General features: G+C 42.8%; 19 protein-coding genes, 2 tRNA genes and 1 rRNA gene. 1 reads left to right on the top strand and 21 read right to left on the bottom strand.

Features of this window, described 5'->3' with window-relative positions; translation table 11 throughout:
• From LI288_RS12135 to LI288_RS12070, 14 genes are all read right to left on the bottom strand, one after another.
• Positions 1 to 63 (bottom strand): 16S ribosomal RNA (locus LI288_RS12135); the annotation flags it as partial.
• Positions 64 to 379: 316 nt separating this feature from the next.
• Positions 380 to 467, bottom strand: a tRNA-Ser gene (locus LI288_RS12130).
• Between the two features lie 97 nt (positions 468 to 564).
• Positions 565 to 650 (bottom strand) — tRNA-Ser (locus LI288_RS12125).
• 234 nt (positions 651 to 884) lie between these two features.
• Positions 885 to 1,049 carry a hypothetical protein gene (locus LI288_RS12120; RefSeq protein WP_227090590.1) on the bottom strand — a complete coding sequence of 55 codons (165 nt, stop codon included), beginning with the start codon at positions 1,047 to 1,049 and terminating at the stop codon, positions 885 to 887.
• A 55-nt stretch (positions 1,050 to 1,104) separates the two neighbouring features.
• Positions 1,105 to 2,475: a TrpB-like pyridoxal phosphate-dependent enzyme gene (locus LI288_RS12115; protein WP_227090588.1), complete on the bottom strand. Its 1,371-nt coding sequence runs from the start codon at positions 2,473 to 2,475 to the stop codon at positions 1,105 to 1,107.
• Positions 2,476 to 2,585: 110 nt separating this feature from the next.
• Positions 2,586 to 3,290, bottom strand: coding sequence for a 2-C-methyl-D-erythritol 4-phosphate cytidylyltransferase (ispD, locus tag LI288_RS12110; RefSeq protein WP_227090585.1), 705 nt, complete (start codon positions 3,288 to 3,290; stop codon positions 2,586 to 2,588).
• 42 nt (positions 3,291 to 3,332) lie between these two features.
• Entirely contained in the window at positions 3,333 to 4,358 is a 1,026-nt protein-coding gene (gene tsaD / locus LI288_RS12105) for a tRNA (adenosine(37)-N6)-threonylcarbamoyltransferase complex transferase subunit TsaD (RefSeq protein WP_227090584.1), read from the bottom strand.
• A gap of 16 nt (positions 4,359 to 4,374) precedes the next feature.
• Positions 4,375 to 4,959: a DUF6715 family protein gene (locus tag LI288_RS12100; protein WP_022432733.1), complete on the bottom strand. Its 585-nt coding sequence runs from the start codon at positions 4,957 to 4,959 to the stop codon at positions 4,375 to 4,377.
• Between the two features lie 29 nt (positions 4,960 to 4,988).
• On the bottom strand, positions 4,989 to 5,897 hold the full coding sequence (locus tag LI288_RS12095) for a ribonuclease Z (RefSeq protein ID WP_022432732.1): 909 nt from the start codon (positions 5,895 to 5,897) through the stop codon (positions 4,989 to 4,991).
• 42 nt (positions 5,898 to 5,939) lie between these two features.
• A complete protein-coding gene (gene rimI / locus LI288_RS12090) occupies positions 5,940 to 6,392 on the bottom strand; it encodes a ribosomal protein S18-alanine N-acetyltransferase (protein WP_227090582.1) in 453 nt (150 codons plus the stop codon).
• Positions 6,370 to 7,083, bottom strand: a complete 714-nt coding sequence (gene tsaB / locus LI288_RS12085; RefSeq protein ID WP_227090580.1) for a tRNA (adenosine(37)-N6)-threonylcarbamoyltransferase complex dimerization subunit type 1 TsaB — start codon at positions 7,081 to 7,083, stop codon at positions 6,370 to 6,372. Before tsaB ends, rimI begins: the two co-directional genes overlap by 23 nt.
• Positions 7,080 to 7,514, bottom strand: coding sequence for a tRNA (adenosine(37)-N6)-threonylcarbamoyltransferase complex ATPase subunit type 1 TsaE (tsaE, locus tag LI288_RS12080; protein WP_022432729.1), 435 nt, complete (start codon positions 7,512 to 7,514; stop codon positions 7,080 to 7,082). Before tsaE ends, tsaB begins: the two co-directional genes overlap by 4 nt.
• Positions 7,495 to 8,043 (bottom strand): YcxB family protein, encoded by a 549-nt coding sequence (locus LI288_RS12075; protein ID WP_227090578.1) that lies wholly within the window; start codon positions 8,041 to 8,043, stop codon positions 7,495 to 7,497. The genes tsaE and LI288_RS12075 overlap by 20 nt, the downstream gene beginning before the upstream one ends.
• A gap of 55 nt (positions 8,044 to 8,098) precedes the next feature.
• Positions 8,099 to 10,372, bottom strand: coding sequence for a Tex family protein (locus LI288_RS12070; protein WP_227090576.1), 2,274 nt, complete (start codon positions 10,370 to 10,372; stop codon positions 8,099 to 8,101).
• A 236-nt stretch (positions 10,373 to 10,608) separates the two neighbouring features.
• On the opposite strand from LI288_RS12070, the gene LI288_RS12065 reads away from it, so the two are divergent.
• Positions 10,609 to 11,031 carry a DUF4190 domain-containing protein gene (locus LI288_RS12065; protein ID WP_227090574.1) on the top strand — a complete coding sequence of 141 codons (423 nt, stop codon included), beginning with the start codon at positions 10,609 to 10,611 and terminating at the stop codon, positions 11,029 to 11,031.
• A gap of 93 nt (positions 11,032 to 11,124) precedes the next feature.
• Here LI288_RS12065 and LI288_RS12060 read toward each other — a convergent pair whose 3' ends face one another.
• The 7 genes from LI288_RS12060 to prfB form a co-directional block, all read right to left on the bottom strand.
• The gene (locus LI288_RS12060; RefSeq protein ID WP_022432725.1) at positions 11,125 to 12,441 is read right to left on the bottom strand and encodes an aspartate kinase; all 1,317 of its coding nucleotides are present in this window, start codon (positions 12,439 to 12,441) and stop codon (positions 11,125 to 11,127) included.
• 23 nt (positions 12,442 to 12,464) lie between these two features.
• Complete coding sequence (locus tag LI288_RS12055; protein WP_022432724.1) at positions 12,465 to 13,667, bottom strand: cofactor-independent phosphoglycerate mutase; 1,203 nt, start codon at positions 13,665 to 13,667, stop codon at positions 12,465 to 12,467.
• Positions 13,668 to 13,720: 53 nt separating this feature from the next.
• A complete protein-coding gene (locus LI288_RS12050; protein ID WP_022432723.1) occupies positions 13,721 to 14,938 on the bottom strand; it encodes a homoserine dehydrogenase in 1,218 nt (405 codons plus the stop codon).
• 15 nt (positions 14,939 to 14,953) lie between these two features.
• Positions 14,954 to 15,394 (bottom strand): ACT domain-containing protein, encoded by a 441-nt coding sequence (locus tag LI288_RS12045; protein WP_022432722.1) that lies wholly within the window; start codon positions 15,392 to 15,394, stop codon positions 14,954 to 14,956.
• Between the two features lie 293 nt (positions 15,395 to 15,687).
• Complete coding sequence (gene malQ, locus LI288_RS12040; RefSeq protein WP_227090572.1) at positions 15,688 to 17,319, bottom strand: 4-alpha-glucanotransferase; 1,632 nt, start codon at positions 17,317 to 17,319, stop codon at positions 15,688 to 15,690.
• Positions 17,320 to 17,354: 35 nt separating this feature from the next.
• Positions 17,355 to 17,822 carry a chemotaxis protein CheW gene (locus tag LI288_RS12035; protein ID WP_022432720.1) on the bottom strand — a complete coding sequence of 156 codons (468 nt, stop codon included), beginning with the start codon at positions 17,820 to 17,822 and terminating at the stop codon, positions 17,355 to 17,357.
• A 79-nt stretch (positions 17,823 to 17,901) separates the two neighbouring features.
• On the bottom strand, positions 17,902 to 19,020 hold the full coding sequence (gene prfB, locus LI288_RS12030) for a peptide chain release factor 2 (protein WP_022432719.1): 1,119 nt from the start codon (positions 19,018 to 19,020) through the stop codon (positions 17,902 to 17,904).
• Positions 19,021 to 19,034 lie beyond the last annotated feature (14 nt).

Below are 19,034 nucleotides of genomic sequence, written 5' to 3'. Positions count from 1 at the left end.
GACTTGCATGTGTTAAGCACGCCGCCAGCGTTCATCCTGAGCCAGGATCAAACTCTCATAAAAAGTGTTTGTCCGCCAGTTTTGAACAAACTAGCTTCAATAGTTTAGTTTCCGTTAAAACTTACTGTCTTAAAGGATGACATCTTATAATCTCTTATTTGATGTCAGTTCGTAAATTGAAAATTTCAAAGAATTTTCAGGGTTGTTTTACTGTTCAGTTATCAATGTTCATATTGTTGCCTGCGTTTTTTATCAGCGCCGACAGCTTTAATAGAATATCATGCTTGTCATTATTTGTCAACAACTTTTTTGATATTTTTTATTTTCTTTACATCATCGTGTTTGTTTAACCAAAAACAAGAAACATCAATGATGTGAACGGAGAAGGAGGGATTTGAACCCTCGCGCCGTGTTACCGACCTGCACCCTTTCCAGGGGTGTCCCTTCAGCCTCTTGGGTACTTCTCCTAATGTATCATTAAGATACGACACCTTCGCGCCTGTCATTTTTCATATTCAGCTCTTAGGAAAACAAAAGCACTTATCTGCATAAGTGCTTTGGAAGCGGAGAGGATGGGATTCGAACCCATGCGCCCGTGAAGACAAACGGTTTTCAAGACCGCCCCGTTATGACCACTTCGGTACCTCTCCATATTCTTTTTGTCATGTCTGCGTTGTTGCTCATCGCTGACGACTTGTTTATAATATCACCTCGTCTGCTACTTGTCAACAACTTTTTTCAATTTTTTCAACTTTTTTATTTATCCGCTGTTTTTCTGCTCTCACACCGCCTTTTTACGCTGTTTTTACGTATATTATGCTTCCTTTTTATTTTACGCCTTTCCCCGCTTTTTGCTCTCTTTTGTTTCCAATATACCGGACAATTCATTTGTAGACTGTCAAAAATGTACTTTCATTTAAAATATCCGGCAGAAACAGTTCTAATACTTTCACTGTTCCGCCGGATATTTTATCCAAATACCGTCCGCACTGCCCGGCAGGCACGAAGTTATATATCCTGTCTTTTTCCTGCTCTCCTACCGCAGGCACTCTGTATCCGTACGAATCCGTTCTGTATACCGGATTTTTGATTACACTGATACTCCTACTCTACTACAGGAAGGGTAGACAGTGACTTTTGCAGTTCTTCGTCTGTCGGAATGTAATCTGACATTTCATGGTCGTTGTAACGCTGATATGCAAACATATCGAAGTAGCCTGTACCTGTAAGTCCGAATACAATATTCTTTTCTTCACCGGTTTCTTTGCACTTGAGTGCTTCATCAATTGCCACTTTAATTGCATGACTGCTTTCCGGTGCCGGAAGAATTCCTTCAATCCGTGCAAACTGTTCTGCTGCCTTAAATACTTCTGTCTGTTCTACGCTTCTTGCTTCAATGAGTCCCTGGTCGTATAATTCGGAAACTACAGAACTCATTCCATGATAACGCAGTCCGCCTGCGTGGTTTGCGGACGGAATAAATCCACTGCCGAGTGTATACATTTTTGCTAATGGGCATACTTTACCTGTATCACAGAAATCGTATGCGTATTTTCCTCTTGTAAGACTTGGGCAGGATGCCGGTTCGACTGCAATCAACTTGTAATCGGCTTCCCCGCGCAGCATCTGTCCTGCAAACGGAGAGATTAATCCACCGAGATTAGAACCGCCGCCTGCACAGCCAATAATCATATCTGCCTTTACACCGTATTTGTCCAGTGCCGCCTTGGTTTCAAGACCGATAATAGACTGATGTAATAATACCTGTGTCAGCACAGAACCTAATACATAACGATAACCTTCCTGACTTGTTGCTGCTTCAACTGCTTCTGAAATCGCACAGCCAAGGCTTCCTGTTGTTCCCGGAAATTCTTCATTGATTTTACGTCCGACATTGGTCTTCATAGACGGTGACGGGGTTACAGATGCACCATATGTACGCATAACTTCACGTCTGAACGGTTTCTGCTCATAAGAACACTTTACCATATAAACCTGACAATCTAAATCAAAATAAGAACATGCCATCGAAAGTGCTGTTCCCCACTGTCCTGCACCTGTCTCTGTTGTAACTCCCTTTAATCCCTGCTGTTTTGCATAGTATGCCTGTGCAATTGCAGAATTGAGTTTATGACTGCCGGATGTGTTATTTCCTTCAAATTTGTAATAAATGTGTGCCGGTGTGCCTAACTTCTTTTCAAGACAGTATGCCCGTACTAACGGTGACGGGCGATACATTTTATAGAAATCCCTGATTTCCTGCGGGATATCAAAATACGGTGTTGTATCATCCAGTTCCTGCTTTGCAAGCTCTGTACAAAAAATAGCCGATAATTCATCGACTGTAACCGGTTTTAAAGTCTGTGGATTTAAAATCGGCGCCGGTTTCTTTTTCATATCAGCGCGTACATTGTACCATTGCTTTGGCATTTCCTGTTCTTCCAGATAAATCTTATACGGAATTGTCTGTTCCATTGTGTAACTCCTCCATTCCGCTGTATTTTACAGCATTCCATTATTCTATAATCATGCACCTTGTGCTAATTACCCTCTTAAACAACCTGTTCTATTCTGGTTTTTATTTTTTAAAGATACTGCGCCGCAATCCCCATGTCTTCCGGCGTTGTAATTTTTATATTTGTGTATGCGCCCATTGCCATTTTGACCGGAACGTCCGTATAACGTTCTACAAGCATGGCATCATCTGTAATCGTACCTCTGTCTGTATCCGCATACATTTTTGCATACGCACTGCTTATAATGTCACTGCGGAATACCTGAGGCGTCTGAATCAGCCACAACGTATTTCTGTCCGGTGTATCAACTGCAAAGCCTTCCGGACTGACCACCTTAATGGTATCCTTAACCGGGACTGCTGCCGTACAGGCACCATATTGTAATGCGGCTTCTTCGCAGTTTTTTATAATTTCCCGGCTGATACACGGCCTTGCACCGTCATGGATATAAATCAGCACCTCTTCTGGTGCTGTATCTATTGCCAGCTCCTGCGCCGCTTTCAGTGCATTGTATACTGTATCATACCGCTGTGCGCCGCCTGCGACAATTGCCATGACTTTATTTATGCCGTATTTTTCAACAATCTGTGTGCGGCACATTTCCAAATCATTTTCACCTGCCGCCAATACAATACTATCAATATCGCTGTCCTGAAATGCCTTTAAGGCATAATAAAGTACCGGCCGGTCTTTTAACATCAGATACTGCTTTGGAATGTCACTGTTCATTCTGCTGCCGCGTCCGCCTGCCAGTACAACCGCAATTTTTTTCATATGCTCCTCTATTCCGCAGACATTCTGCACTTCATTGTCCGATTACCGCTCTCCAAGTTTTAAATTCGGAACGGCATTCAAATCGTATCCGTGCCGTGTTCCGCGCATGTATTCATAGTATGCAGCCGCACCAATCATTGCCGCATTGTCTGTACAGAGAATCGGCGACGGTGAATAAAACTGAATACCGTGGCTGTCACATTCCCTTGTGAGTGCCGCACGCAGTGCAGAATTGGATGCCACACCGCCCGCAATGGCAAGCTTTTTAATGTGCATTTCCTCTGTCAGACGGATTGCTCTTGAAACAAGTGCTTCTACAACTGCATTTTGGAATGATGCCACTAAATCTGCCTTATTAATCTCAATCTGCTTCATTTCACAGGAATTGATGTAGTTTAATACAGCGGACTTGATTCCGCTGAATGAGAAATCATACGGTGCATCGTCAACATGTGCCCGCGGAAATTCGATTGCATGGGGATTGCCCTCTTTGGCCAGCTTGTCAACCTTCGGGCCTCCAGGATATCCCAGACCTACGGCACGCGCCACTTTATCAAATGCTTCTCCTGCCGCATCATCTCTTGTCCGCCCGATAATTTCATATGTGCCGTAATCTTTTACCATAACAAGGTGAGTATGTCCTCCCGACACCACCAGTGCCGCAAACGGCGGCTCTAAATCAGGATGTTCGATATAATTTGCTGAAATATGGCCTTCAATATGGTGTACACCAACCAGCGGCTTTTTCTTTGCAAATGCAATGGCTTTCGCCTCTGCAACACCAACAAGCAATGCACCGACAAGCCCCGGTCCATACGTAACACCAATTGCCGTAATATCATCCAGCGTGACATCTGCCTGCTTTAATGCCAGTTCGATAACCGGATTAATATTTTCAATATGTTTTCTGGAAGCAATTTCCGGCACAACACCGCCGTAAAGCGTGTGAATATCAATCTGTGAATTAATCACACTGGATAATACCGTTCTTCCGTTTTTTACAACCGCAGCTGCCGTTTCATCGCAGGAGCTTTCGATTGCCAGTATTAATACGTCTTTGTTTTCCATGACCTTTTCCTACTTTTTATTCATTAATGTCTGATTCATCTGCCAGTTCCCAGTACAGGAGCTTCCAGTGTCCCTGCGCATCTTCACGCAGTGTAAACTTTGTATAGGAATACTCCAGTCCGCTGCCTTCCCGGATATAGTACAGTCCAAGAATTGTAGCATACTTCTGACCGTTTAAGGTCTTGTACTTTACATTTGAACTGCCTTCAAGTTTGAAATCAGAAATGTATCTGTTGACCTTCTTATAATCCGCTATATCCTGCTTTAAACTTTCAAGGTATTCTGCATCGGTCTGTTTGCTCTTTAACTCATCATCAAATAGCAGACGTGCCTGACTTGCAAGAATGCCTAAATCCTCATCGGATACGCTGGATGTGTAATACATTTTACTGATGCGCATAAACAGATTGACCACTTCTTTTACGGATTCCGGGTAATTCTGTTCAATATTTTTTGTCTTTAACTGGGCAAGCTGTTCATTCACCAGCGACTGCTGTGTCGCATCCTGCCGCGGCTGTCTGTTGGACAAGTAATAGTAATATCCAACGCCCAATGCTGCCATGATTAAAATTGCGATTGTGACTCTTGCATACTTTTTCATAACGCTACCTCCTTTGCAGCTGCCCTTTCCTAATCTTCAAAGCCAAGCTCTACCGTTTTACCGTCTGTACCTGCCTGAACATTCGGAAATATCTTCTGTATTCCTGCTACATAATCTGCGGGGCGCACCAGTGACGGACTAAAATGTGTCAACCACATTTCTTTCACCTGTGCTTCCCGGGCAAGATGTGCAGCTTCTACAAAGGTCATATGTTTATATTCCCTTGCTTTACTTTCTTTACCTTTCTCGCCGTACATGCCCTCGCAGATAAACAAATCCGAGCCCTGTGCATTTTCTGAAATAGACTTCACCGGTCTGCTGTCCGTACAATAAGTCACTTTCAGACCTTTTCTTGGTGCACCCATGACCATATCCGGTGTATACACCCTGCCGTCCAGTTCTACTGTACTGCCGTGCTGCAAGCGGTTCCATGCTTTCTGAGGGATCTCAAGTGCCTTTGCTTTTTCAACGTCAAACTTGCCGATCCGCGGAATATTTACCGCATAACCGTAACAGGTCACAGCATGATTCACTTTAAATGCATCTATTTCATATCCATTGATAGAAATATGTTCTCTGGATTCACTCAATTCAATAAAACGCAATTCATACGGAAGCTCCGGTGCAATGACCCTCAGTGCGGAAACCACTCTTGAAAGCCCTTTTGGCCCGATGAGTGTTACCGGTTCTGTCCTGTCGGAATTGCCGATTGTCAGTAAAAGTCCCGGAAGTCCGCTGATATGGTCTGCATGGTAATGTGTAAAGCAGATGACATCAATCGGATGAAAGCTCCAGCCCTTTTCTTTTATTGCAATCTGTGTTCCCTCGCCGCAGTCGATTAACATACTGCTGCCGTTATAACGCAGCAACAGCGATGTCAGCCATCTTCCCGGCAACGGAAGCATTCCGCTTGTACCTAGTAAACATACATCTAACATTTTTCTTAGTCTTTCCTTTTCTAATTTTAGTATACACCTTTCCTATGCCGTACGCCAGCCTTTTGACATGATTATGGCATTTTCCGCCGGCTTCTCGTAAAAATTTTTACGGACACCGATTTGTTCATATCCCATTTTTTCATAGAGCCTGCGCGCTGCATCATTGCTTTCACGCACTTCAAGAAAAAATATCGTCACGTCTTTTTGTCTGCCGCGTTCTTCCATTTCTTTCATCAGCGCTTCCGCCACTCCGTTTCTGCGGTATTTTTCTGCCACTGCCATATTGGTGATATTGCCTTCGCCAAGCACACTCCACAATCCGCAGTAGCCTGCAACTTCTTCGCCTGCAAGGCACACCAGATAAATATTTTCAGGCGTTGTGCAGGCGGAAAGAAAAGATTCTTCCGACCACGGTACAGAAAAAATTTCCTGTTCTATTGCTTCGACCTGTGCAATATCTGTTTCACGCATTTCACGAATTTGAAACTGTTCCACGCTTCAACTCCCTTTCTGCCTGTGACGGTCTTAAATATTCCGGATGGAATGCGTCTGATAAAATGACCTCTCCCGCTTCTGCCATATCTTTTGCCGCAAGCGCCACACTGCCTGCGCGCTGGGTGCAGATATGCGCCGGAGCGATTTTATAAGCACAGGTAAGACCTTCTTCAAATGCCTGTTTTGCCGGTACAACACCATCGCCGATAAAGAGTACCGGTTCATTTTTCTCATTTAAAAGCTTTATCAGTTCTTCATAGGATAACAGGCTCTGTGCCAATACTTCCTGTGGTTTCCCGTCTTTATCCAGCCGGTACAGCGCCGTATATAAATGCTGTCTTCTTGCATCCATTACCGGACAAATCAGGCAGTCTGTTTCACTGACATTATATGCCATTGCTTTTAAGGTCGGCACTGCGACCATTTTTTTATCCAGTGCCAGTGCAATGCCTTTTCCTGTTGCCGCACCGATACGCAGTCCGGTAAAAGAACCCGGTCCCTGTGATACAGCAATCAAATCAAAACTTTCCGGCTCTGTTTCCGTCATTTTACAAATTTCATCAATCATCGGAAGCAGTGTCTGTGAATGTGTTTTTTTATAATTTACCGTATATTCTGCCGTCAGTACGTCATCTGTTAAAATTGCAACAGAAGCAGTAACTGCGGAACTTTCTATTGCCAGAATTCTCATTGTTTTTCTCCATTTGAAATCGTTATTTTACGATAGTCGAAGCCTTTCTGCAAATCTTTTTCTATCGTAATAGTTATTGTGCTGTCAGGGAGCAGTTCTTCTATGAGCGTTCCCCATTCTATCAGGCATACACCATCTGAAAAAAAGTATTCTTCATAACCGATTTCATCCATTTCACTGACATCGGCAATGCGGTATACATCAAAATGGTACAACGGCAGTCTGCCTTCATGATACTCCTGTACAATCGTAAAGGTCGGGCTGTTAATCGGTTCTTCAATCCCAAGTCCTTTGGCAAAGCCCTGCGTAAATACGGTTTTGCCGACACCCAAATCGCCGTTTAAGCAGTAAATCTGTCCCGGATGTACGGACTGTGCCAGCCTGTATCCGGCTTCAAAGGTTTCTTTTGCGCTAGTTGTTTCTATGACCATATCTGTCTCCCACTTTTATCTGAAACGGCTTCAATTTTTTCTCTGCAATTGTAAGAAACGCATCCAGTTCATCACCGATGTCACGCAATGGAATGATATTAGCACGGACACTGGTAATATATAAAACAAGACTTTTTCCTGTACATTTAATCTTAAAAATGTCTTCCCAGAGCATTTCTTCGGTCACCGCCCCCTGCTGTAACAAAATCTTTTCTTCTGTAACTGTATATCGGACAGGTTCTTTAAAAGCTGCAACGGTTTTCATCTGCTGTTTCACTTTTAATTTCATGCCAATCGGTGTATACACGGTAAAAAAGAGCCCAAAAAAGCCCATCATCAGTGTATAGGAAATGTTGACCTGGCCTACGGATACTACACAGATAATCAGTGCGACAATCCCAAACAACAGTCCTGCCACACCGCCGACACTGTGGTAATTGTGGTATAATTTAAAATTCATCAAATCCTGTTCGGTAACCTGTGTTTCAAACTGCACCTGTAAGCCCTGTGGCTTGTTCGATTCACTCATAACTTTTCCTTTCTTAATTCAGCCCCGGCATTATCCGGACAATCTTTACTCTTTTTTAGTGCATAAATTTTGACAATCCGCTCAGATTCAGTCCTTCCTGTTTTTTCGGACGGTCCTTTTTTGTCCGGCGGTCTTTTGCCGGTCTGCTTATCTTTTTATTCTGCGCTTCTTTTTCATCCAAAATCATAGAAAGTGCAATTCTGCCTTTATTGGCATCCACTTCAATTACACGGACATCTACGATATCACCGACACTGACAACGTCTAACGGATGTTCGACACGTCTGTCACTTCTCATCTGTGAAATGTGTACCAGTCCGTCCTGATGTACACCAATGTCTACAAATGCACCAAAATCAATGACATTTCTTACCGTTCCCTTTAAAATCATGCCCGGCTGCAAGTCTTTCATTTCTAAGACATCTTTGCGTAAAATCGGCTTTGGCATTTCTTCTCTTGGGTCACGTCCCGGCTTTTCAAGTTCCTTGATAATATCCTCTAAGGTCATTTCACCGATTTCAAGCTTTTCGGAGAGTTCTTTTAAATTGTGAACTTTGCTTCTTAAACCAATTAATTCACCGGAAGTAATGGAATTGCTGTCATACCCCATTAACGCCAGCAGCTTCTTTGCTGCTTCGTAGCTTTCCGGGTGGACACTTGTTGCATCTAACGGATTGTCACCGCCTGTAATGCGCATAAAGCCCGCACACTGTTCAAATGCCTTTGGTCCTAACTTTGCCACCTTTAACAGCTGCTTTCTGTTCGTAAATCTACCGTTAGTTTCACGGTAGTCTACAATATTTTTTGCAACTGCCTTGGAAATACCTGAAATGTATTCCAATAATGAAGCGGATGCTGTATTTAAATCAACACCGACTTTATTTACACTGTCTTCTACGACACCGGTCAGGGTTTCGCTTAACTTTTTCTGATTCATATCATGCTGATACTGTCCCACACCAATCGACTTCGGTTCAATCTTTACAAGCTCTGCCAGCGGGTCCTGCACACGTCTTGCAATGGATACCGCACTACGCTGTGCTACGTCAAAATCAGGAAATTCCTCTGTTGCCAGCTTACTTGCCGAATATACGGAAGCACCGGCTTCATTGGTAATGATGTAATCCACATCGTTTAAATTCATTTCTTTAATCATGTCCGCAATAATTTTTTCGGATTCTCTGGAAGCCGTTCCGTTCCCGCAGGAAATAAGCGTTACATGATATTTGTCAATGAGTTTTTTTACTTCACGCTTGGATTCTTCAACCTTATTGTGCGGCTCTGTCGGATAGATGACCTTTGTATCCAGCACCTTTCCCGTTGCATCCACCACAGCAAGCTTACAGCCTGTACGGAATGCCGGGTCCCAGCCGAGTACGACTTTTCCTGCAATCGGTGGCTGTAATAAAAGCTGTTCTAAGTTTTTGCCGAATACTTTGATTGCGCCATCTTCTGCTTTTTCCGTCAGACTGCTGCGAATTTCACGCTCGATTGCCGGTGCGATCAGTCTGTCATACGCATCTGCGATTGTTGCTTTTAATACCGGCGCTGTAAATTCATTTTCCGATGTCAGCACCTGTTTTTCCAGATATCTTAAAATGCGTTCTTCCGGTGCCTCAATCTTGACCGTTAAAAACTTTTCCGCTTCACCACGGTTAATCGCAAGGATTCTGTGTCCCGGAACGGTGCTTAAGCTTTCATTGTAGTCATAGTAGGTTTCATAAACCGATTCTGCTTTTTCATCTTTGGCAATAGAAATGAGTTTCCCCTCTTTCATTGTAATATCACGGATATATGTTCTGTAGTCTGCCACATCGGAAATCTGCTCTGCAATAATATCCATTGCACCCGCAATTGCCGCTTTGGCATCGGCTACTTCTTTTCCTTCTTCCGTACTGATGTACTTGGCGGCTTCCTCCTCTAACGGCTTGTCGGTATTTTGCTGTAAAATAAATTCTGCCAGCGGTTCTAAGCCTTTTTCTTTGGCAATTGTCGCTCTTGTTCTTCTTTTCTGCTTATATGGACGATATAAATCCTCTACGAGTACCATTGTTTCTGCCGCCAGAATCTGCTGCTTTAACTCGTCTGTTAATTTCCCCTGTTCTTCAATGCTTGCGATTACCTGTTCTTTTCTATCTTCAAGATTGCGCAGGTAACGCAGTCTTTCATCTAAATTTCTTAACTGCTCATCATTTAATGCGCCTGTTGCTTCTTTACGGTATCTTGCAATAAACGGAATCGTACAACCCTCGTCAATCAGCCTGACAGCGGCTTCCGCCTGTGTTGCCTTTATCTGTAATTCTTCTGCTATCTTCTTGATAATGTCCATTCGTGTGACGTTCTCCTTTTTCTTCCCTTTTTTTCTGAATTCTTATTATTATACCAGTTTGGGAGAGGTTTCGCAACTTTGAGCTGCGGCTGATTTGCAATCCATCATACCTTATGATAAGATTATAAAATGATACCAATAATTGCAAAAATGCAAAGCACGGAACAATCCGCAGGTATTATTATCAGGGGTTTCGACTCCAATATCATAAATATATGCAAATTAAGGAGGATTTCATGGATAATTACGACCCGAATAACTGGAATGACAATAACAATACAAATCAAAATCAGAATATAAATGGAAACCAGCATCCGAATCAGAATTATTTTAATAATTACTATCCGGTGCCGCCGACTAAACCAAAGGATAAGCTTGCGACTTTTTCACTGATTTTAGCCATTGCAGGCTGTGTGACTTCCATAGTGTATTACATCAGTCTGCCATGTACGATTTCAGCAATTGTACTGGCAATCCTTTCCCGCAGCCGCATTGGACGTTTTGAAGGAAAAGCGATTGCTGGTTTATGTCTTGGCATTTCCGGCATTGTTTTAATGTTATTTTTCTTTGTTATGATGCTTTCCATTCTGCATGACCCAAGTTTAATAAATTATATGCAGGAATATATGTCCGTCTATGCTGTCGAGCCACGTGCATAGGCAGCATCAATAACAAACGGCAGTTTCTGCAAATCTGTATTGGATTACTCCGCTACACCAGCTTTGCAAAAACTGCCGTTTTTTCTTTATTTTTTACTTCTGTGGAATAAATACATCATAGATTGCGCGGATTGCCGCTTCAAAGTAGCGGTTTCTTACACCGACGATAATATTTAATTCGCTTGATCCCTGATCAATCATTTTAACATTAATCTTCGCATTGGACAGTGCAGAAATTACATTTGCTGCATTACCGACACTGTTTTTCATACCGCGTCCCACAACAGCGATTAATGCGAGGTTTGACTCTAATTCAATGCTGTCCGGATTCACGGCTCTGTGCAGTTCTGCAAGCACCTTCTGTTCTTTTTCCACAAATTCATCCTGATGTACAATGACTGTCATGGTGTCGATTCCTGACGGCATATGCTCAAATGAAATACCGTTATCTTCAAATACCTGAAGTACTTTTCTACCGAAACCGATTTCAGAGTTCATCATATCCTTATCAATGTTGATTGCTACAAAGCCCTTCTTTCCTGCAATACCTGTAATGATACATTCCGGGATACTGCAGGTCGTTTCTACAATCATTGTACCCTTATCTTCCGGTGCATTGGTGTTGCGGATATTAATCGGAATTCCTTCTTTTCTTACCGGGAAGATTGCGGATTCGTGTAATACGGAAGCACCCATGTAAGATAATTCTCTTAATTCCTTATAAGTAATAATCGCAATCGGCTTTGGATTTTCTACGATTCTTGGATCTGCTACAAGGAAACCGGAAACATCTGTCCAGTTTTCATATACATCTGCCTTTAAAGCTCTTGCCACGATAGAACCGGTTACATCGGAACCGCCTCTTGAAAATGTCTTTACCTGACCGTTTGGCATTGCACCGTAGAAGCCCGGAATAACGGCATTTTCTGTATTTGCAAGACGTTCGCTCATCACTTGATTGGTTTTTTCAGATTCAAATTCACCATTTTTATCAAAGCAGATTACGGTTGCTGCATCAATAAATTCATAGCCGAGGTAATTTGCCATGATGATACCGTTTAAATATTCACCGCGGGAAGCTGCATAGTCCTTGCCGGCCTTTGCAGCAAACTGCTTCTTAATTGTTTCAAACTGTTCTTCTAAGGAAAGCTTTAAGCCGAGCCCCTTGATGATTTCGTTGTAACGTTCCTTGATTGCCTTTAAGGATTTATCAAAATTTTTGCCTTCTTCTGCTTCGGCATAGCATTTGTAGAGCATATCCGTTACTTTCGTATCCTCTGAAAAACGCTTTCCCGGTGCAGACGGCACAACATATCTTCTGCTCTCTTCGGCACGGATAATGTTGCCAACCTTCTTAAACTGCTCTGCACTTGCTAATGAACTTCCGCCAAATTTAACTACTTTTACCATTTTTATGTAACTGCCTTTCTCTGTTATTTTTCAAATAAATGATTGATGATTGTATATCCTTTGTCGATATAATTGCCGCTTTCCTGCGCCTCTTTTTCATTGTAATTCCATGTGTGGCTCTGCTTGTTTGTGCTGTCATAGAGCATATACGGAACCGGGTCTGATACATGGGTTCTGATGGCTACCGGTGTCGGATGGTCCGGAAGAACTAACATTCTGAAATCCGTTCCTGCCGCTTCTAACTGCTCTGTCACACGCTTAATAATGCGCTTGTCGAGATTTTCGATTGCCTGCACCTTGCGCTCAAAGCTGCCCTGATGTCCCATTTCGTCCGGGGCTTCCAGATGAATGTATGCAAAATCCAAATCATCTTTTAACAGTGCTTCTACTGCTGCATCGGCTTTTCCTTCATAATTGGTATCGAGTCCGCCATTTGCGCCTTCTACCTCAACAACCTTCATATCCGCGCCGACTGCAATCCCCTTTAATAAATCTACCGCAGAAATCATTGCACCGGTATGTCCCGTCTTTTCAACAAACGGTGCCAGTGCCGGACGTGTGCCTGCACCCCAGAACCAGATGGAATTGGCAGGATTTAAGCCCTTTTTCATGCGTTCTACATTGATTGGGTGATTTGATAAAATGTCATAGCTTTTCTTCATCATTTCACGCAGCGCTTCTGTCTTTGGCAGATACTGTCCGATGACCTGTCCAAGTACATCATGCGGCGGTGTCAGTTCTACAACTTCACCCTTGTCCCAGATGGTTAAATGTCTGTAGCTTGTTCCAACATAGAATTTATAAATATCCGTTTCTAATTCTTTACGGACCGCTTCCAGTAATACAGCCGCATCTTCTGTTGAGATTTCGCTTGAACTGTGGTCAATAATCGTTTTTTCTTCATATGGAAGGTCGTCTGTGGATACCGTAACGATATTACAGCGCAGTGCCACATCGGTCGGTTTCATATCCACACCGATGCTTAACGCTTCGAGTGGAGAACGTCCCGTATAATATTCTCTCGGATTGTAGCCCAATACAGAAAGATTTGCCGTATCACTTCCCGGTGCCATACCTTCCGGTACGGTGCGCACCATGCCGATTTCGGATAATTTTGAATACTTATCCATTGCCGGCGTGTCTGCATAGTCAAGGGGTGTACGGTTGTCAAGTTCAGGAATATTCTTATCTGCCATTCCATCGCCTAAAACGATTAAATACTTCATGATTTTCTTTTCCTCATTTCCTTCTCATTTACTGTAACCGTCAGTTTTTTGTTTTAAATGGTTGTTTTATCAAAACGGATTCTGCCGGCAACATCAAACTGTGCTGCTGCCTGTGCAAATGCCTGTTCTGTCATATTGGCTGTTACAAGACCAAATTCATCATCCAGTCCGTCTACCGTAACTGTCTGTACTGCGTGGAATGCTTCTTTTGCTTTTTCAAGCGCCGCTCTGTCTTTAATTCTTACAAAGAAAGTGCGTTCTACTTCCATTGCACTGCCAAGTTCTAACTTTTCATAGCTCCAGAGTGTCATGACATTTCTGCCCTTATGCTTTACGCAGTCTACAACATCCGCAACAACCGCACTGGCTGTCGGAAGCTTTCCTGCACCTGCTCCGAAGAACATCACGTCACCAATGACATTTCCATGAATATAAATGCCGTTTAAGACGTCATTGACATTATAGAGCGGATGTGTAGCATCAATTAAAAACGGTGCTGTAATCGCATAAACCTTTTCATCTTTCTTAAAGCTTGTTGCAAGCAGTTTGACAACACAGCCAAGCTTTTCCGCATATGCAAAATCGGCTGTTGAAATCTTTGTAATGCCTTCTGTCTGGATTTCTTCAAACTTTACGGTTGAACCGAATGCAAGCGATGTCAGAATCGCAATCTTACGGCAGGTATCATAGCCTTCCACATCCGCTTCCGGATTGCGCTCCGCATAGCCTAAATCCTGTGCTTCCTTTAATACATCTTCATAAGAACTGCCTTCCTGGCTCATCTTTGTTAAAATGTAGTTGGTTGTTCCGTTTAAAATACCGGTAATCTGTGTAATCTCATCAGCTGTGAGTGACTGGTTTAACGGACGGATAATCGGAATACCTCCGCCGACAGATGCTTCAAACATGAAGTTTAAGTTTCTTTCCTTTGCCATTGCAAGCAGCTCCGGTCCGTGTTCCGCAACCAGTGCCTTATTGGAAGTACAGACACTCTTTCCGGCTTCCAGTGCTTTTTTTACAAATGTAAATGCCGGTTCAATGCCGCCCATAACTTCAACAACAACATCAATTTCTTTATCCTGAATAATGATGTCTACATCATGTACAATCTTTTCCTGAACCGGGTCGCCCGGAAAATCTCTTAAATCGAGGACATATTTTACCTCAATGCCTTCTCCTGCACGTTTTTCAATTGAATTTTTGTTGGTTTCAAGTACTTCAACAACACCTGAACCGACTGTTCCATAACCTAATACTGCAATTTTTGCCATCGTCTCTACCCTTTCCTATTCGCGACTTAATATTTTTAAATACCGCACACCCGGAAGCTGTTCAATCTCCTCAATCATCTTTGAAGAATCTCCGGTGCTTGGCAGAATATCCACACTCAATGTCAGCGATGCGACGCCGTTTACCGGTATAGTCTGATGAATTGTTAAAATATTTGCATGAAATTCTGCAACTTTTTTCAACACCAGTGACAACAATCCCGGTTCATCGTCCATTGAAAGGACAAATGTGATTGTTTTTCCTTTCACGTTATCACGGAATGGAAAAATATCTTCTTTATATTTGTAATAAGAACTTCTGCTGATACCAACCTGTTCTGTGGCATCCGCAACAGAAATCCCCTTTGTTTCAATAAGCCGGTTTGCCTGTGCAACTTTTAACAGAACCTCCGGCAGTGCTTTCTGCTTTACAACATAATATTTAATATTTTCGTCCATAATCCACCATCTTATTGTTTGTGTCTGTGTAGGAAATACAAGTGTTTTTCAGTGTTCGCGCATAAAAGACAACTGTATTCCCCGCAAAGAATAGTAACATACTCTACTGATAAATGCAAGAAAAAAATACCAACACGGTTATCATTTTTTGAACATACAAAAAAGAACAGTTTCACTGCCGGGCATATTTAATATCCCCTTATCAGTGTGAAACTGTTCTTTTTATCTTATGGCAGCTGCCAATTTGCTACTCTACGTGTCCGTTGACAACATTCCATGTACCGTACTGATTGTCAGCTGTTCTCTCTGCCAAAGACACTCGCCAGATAGCGCATATCTTTGATATGACTGTCATTTAATTCGCCTTTTTTCATACGCCACTTCCAGTTCGTGCCAAGTGTGGACGGCGTATTCATGCGTGCCCAGTTGCCAAGCTTTAAAATATCCTGCACCGCAAAGATGACAAGATTGGCAACACTGCCGTAAGCGGCACGGAACACCTGATCTACCATACGTTCTTTATCCCTTGTATCCAGATAGTCATACGCATAACCGAGTTCCCAGTCCGGATGCTCGATAAAATAGCCCATCAATGTTTCATTGTCATGCGTTCCGCCGTAAACCACACAATTCTGCGTGTAATTATGTGGAAGATGCGGATTCTTTCTGTCGCCGCCAAACGCAAATTCCAGTACTTTCATTCCCGGATAGTTATTTTCTTCTAAGAGTTCATTGACCTCCGGTACCGATACACCTAAGTCTTCCGCAATAATCTTTTTATCGCCGATTGCACGGTTGATGACATCGGTTAATTTCTTTCCCGGTCCCATGCAGTATTCACCCTGTCTTGCATCCGGCATATCCGCAGGGATTGTATAATATTTCACAATGCCGATAAAATGGTCAATGCGGATGACATCGTAGAGCTGTGCGGATTTGTGCATCCGGCGATACCACCACGAAAAATCATCTTTTTCCAGCGTATCCCAGTCGTAGAGCGGATTACCCCATTTCTGTCCCAAATCCGAAAAGGCATCAGGCGGCACACCTGCCACTTTTTCGCACAGGCGGTCTTCATTTAACTGGAAATATTGCGACTCTGCCCATACATCGGCACTGTCATAGCCCATGTAAATCGGAATATCTCCGATAATTTCAACACCAATACTATTGACATAATTTTTAAGCTTCTGCCACTGCTTATCAAATTCATACTGAACAAATATCCAGAAATCAATATCATCCGCGAGCAGACTGCGGTATTTTTTTAATCCTTCTTCGGTACGGAAACGGATATCATCGTCCCATTCCGACCACACAACACCGTTAAAATGCTCTTTAACCGCCATAAACAGCGCATAATTTTCAATCCAGTCTGCATTATCCCGTATGAAATTATCATACTTTTTATACTCCGGCAGTCCTGCTGCAAGCTTTACCTTGCTTTCACTGCGTACCGCTTTATAGCTTTCAAATGCTTTTCGCAGTACCGCAAAACGGTTCTGATACATTTTTTCATAGCTGACATAACACTCATTACCCAGTCCGATATCGGTATTCTGCGTAAAGTTTCCGTTTCCGGCTTCTTCCTCTGAAATATGCACCGGAACTTTTCCGTCACCCCAGTCAACTGCCAGCATATCACTTTTTAGCAATAAACCGTCTTCTGCGAGCATATCCAGGTCTATAAAATACGGATTACCCGCGAATGCCGAATAGGACTGATACGGGCTGTCGCCATACGTGGTTGATCCGATTGGAAGTACCTGCCAGTACTTATGGTTACATGCTCTGACAAAGTCCGCAAATTCATATGCCGCTTTGCCCATTGTTCCGATTCCGTAATCGGACGGCAGACTGCTGATTGACATCAGAACCCCCGCACTTCTGTCAAATGTCTGCTTCTTTGTTTCATTTTTCATCATTGCCACCTCCATGTCCCCTTGCAGCAATTTAAGCTTTACCCGTTCTGCAGTTCTTCTGTAATTTTTTTCACATCTTCTGCTTCATCATCTGAAAGCAGTTTTTCAACATCAAGTAATAAAATTAATTTACCATCTACATTGGCAACCCGGTCCAAATACTGTGTATCTGCTTTGACTAACATGGACGGCATTGGCAGAATATGACTTTCATCAATATCATTAATTTCAAGCACTTCATCCACTTCCAGTGCAAGCTTTAATCCGCCCGAACTAATGATAATCGTACTTTCTGCTGTTGCTTCTTGCTCTTTTCCAAATTTTCTTGCAAGGCTGTATACCGGAATGACTTCATTTCTCATGTTGACAATTCCTTTAATATAACTCTGTGAATTCGGCACAGGAACAACATTTAAATCTTTTTCAATTGACTGTACCAGATTAATATCCACGCCATACATTTCTTTCCCCAAAAGGAATACCACTGGTTTTACATAATTTGCCATACTTTCCTCCATTCTGACAGCCGGCTGTGTACACATTTCTATATCTTATGCACACAATCCTGCTCTTTTGTCCGCATTTTTATTCTGCCTTTTTACCGGTACTCAGCCAGATTAAATAAGCATTGATAAAAGGATCAATGTTTCCATCCAAAACACTCTGGGCATTTCCCACATCTTTATTGGTTCTGTGGTCTTTTACCATTGTATAAGGCTGTAAAACATAACTGCGTATCTGGTTACCGAAATTGATGTCCTTGACATCTCCACGGATATCCGAGGTCTTTTCGGCATTTTCCTGCTGCTTTAACAAATACAGTTTTGCCTTTAACATCTGCATTGCTTTATCTTTGTTCTGATGCTGTGAACGTTCATTCTGGCACTGTACAACAATTCCTGTCGGAAGATGCGTGATACGGATTGCAGAAGACGTCTTGTTGATATGCTGACCGCCGGCACCACTGGAACGATACGTATCAATCCGCAGATCATCCGGATTAATCTCTATGTCTATATTTTCATCAATATCCGGCATAACATCACACGATACAAACGAGGTCTGCCTTTTTCCTGCCGCATTAAACGGTGAAATACGGACTAAACGGTGTACGCCATGCTCGGACTTTAAATGTCCGTAGGCATCCGGTCCTGAAATCTCTATCGTAACTGACTTTACACCGGCTTCTTCACCTTCAAGATAGTCAATCACTTCAGTTGTGTATCCTTTGCGTTCTGCCCATCTCGTATACATACGCATCAGCATCTGGCACCAGTCACAGCTTTCCGTGCCACCCGCCCCTGCATGCAGTGTCAGAATCGCATTGCTTCTGTCGTATTCGCCTGACAGCAGGGTTTCTATGCGCAGTTCTTCCAGATGTTCTTCAAATGTCGTAATTTCACTGTCAATTTCCGGCAGAAGGGAGGCATCATTTTCCTCCTCTGCCATCTCAATCAGCGTTTTTGTATCTTCCAGTCCCCGGACTAAAGCATCATATTTTTCAAAAGAATCCTTTAAGGCTTTTAATTCTTTCATCGCCTTCTGGGACTTTTCCGTATCGTCCCAGAAGCCCGGCGCTTCCATATCCGCCTCCAGTTCTTCAATTCTTTTCTGCTTATTATCTAAGTCCAGTGAATTTTTAATCTGTTGAAGCGGCTTATCATAATCTGATATTTTGTATCGATACTGGTCTAATTCTACCACTTTCCATACCTCAC

The organism is Lachnospira pectinoschiza (assembly GCF_020564355.1).
Taxonomy (GTDB): domain Bacteria; phylum Bacillota; class Clostridia; order Lachnospirales; family Lachnospiraceae; genus Lachnospira; species Lachnospira intestinalis.
The sequence above is the reverse complement of the archived record's forward strand: the minus strand, read 5'-3'. Positions and strand labels throughout refer to the sequence as shown.

Excerpts from the sequence above, each read along its gene's own strand:
- LI288_RS12115 (WP_227090588.1), bottom strand. The coding sequence starts at position 2,475 with ATGGAACAGACAATTCCGTATAAGATTTATCTGGAAGAACAGGAAATG.
- ispD (WP_227090585.1), bottom strand. The coding sequence starts at position 3,290 with ATGAAAAAAATTGCGGTTGTACTGGCAGGCGGACGCGGCAGCAGAATG.
- tsaD (WP_227090584.1), bottom strand. The coding sequence starts at position 4,358 with ATGGAAAACAAAGACGTATTAATACTGGCAATCGAAAGCTCCTGCGAT.
- LI288_RS12100 (WP_022432733.1), bottom strand. The coding sequence starts at position 4,959 with ATGAAAAAGTATGCAAGAGTCACAATCGCAATTTTAATCATGGCAGCA.
- LI288_RS12095 (WP_022432732.1), bottom strand. The coding sequence starts at position 5,897 with ATGTTAGATGTATGTTTACTAGGTACAAGCGGAATGCTTCCGTTGCCG.
- tsaB (WP_227090580.1), bottom strand. The coding sequence starts at position 7,083 with ATGAGAATTCTGGCAATAGAAAGTTCCGCAGTTACTGCTTCTGTTGCA.
- tsaE (WP_022432729.1), bottom strand. The coding sequence starts at position 7,514 with ATGGTCATAGAAACAACTAGCGCAAAAGAAACCTTTGAAGCCGGATAC.
- LI288_RS12075 (WP_227090578.1), bottom strand. The coding sequence starts at position 8,043 with ATGAGTGAATCGAACAAGCCACAGGGCTTACAGGTGCAGTTTGAAACA.
- LI288_RS12070 (WP_227090576.1), bottom strand. The coding sequence starts at position 10,372 with ATGGACATTATCAAGAAGATAGCAGAAGAATTACAGATAAAGGCAACA.
- LI288_RS12065 (WP_227090574.1), top strand. The coding sequence starts at position 10,609 with ATGGATAATTACGACCCGAATAACTGGAATGACAATAACAATACAAAT.
- LI288_RS12060 (WP_022432725.1), bottom strand. The coding sequence starts at position 12,441 with ATGGTAAAAGTAGTTAAATTTGGCGGAAGTTCATTAGCAAGTGCAGAG.
- LI288_RS12055 (WP_022432724.1), bottom strand. The coding sequence starts at position 13,667 with ATGAAGTATTTAATCGTTTTAGGCGATGGAATGGCAGATAAGAATATT.
- LI288_RS12050 (WP_022432723.1), bottom strand. The coding sequence starts at position 14,938 with ATGGCAAAAATTGCAGTATTAGGTTATGGAACAGTCGGTTCAGGTGTT.
- LI288_RS12045 (WP_022432722.1), bottom strand. The coding sequence starts at position 15,394 with ATGGACGAAAATATTAAATATTATGTTGTAAAGCAGAAAGCACTGCCG.
- malQ (WP_227090572.1), bottom strand. The coding sequence starts at position 17,319 with ATGATGAAAAATGAAACAAAGAAGCAGACATTTGACAGAAGTGCGGGG.
- LI288_RS12035 (WP_022432720.1), bottom strand. The coding sequence starts at position 17,822 with ATGGCAAATTATGTAAAACCAGTGGTATTCCTTTTGGGGAAAGAAATG.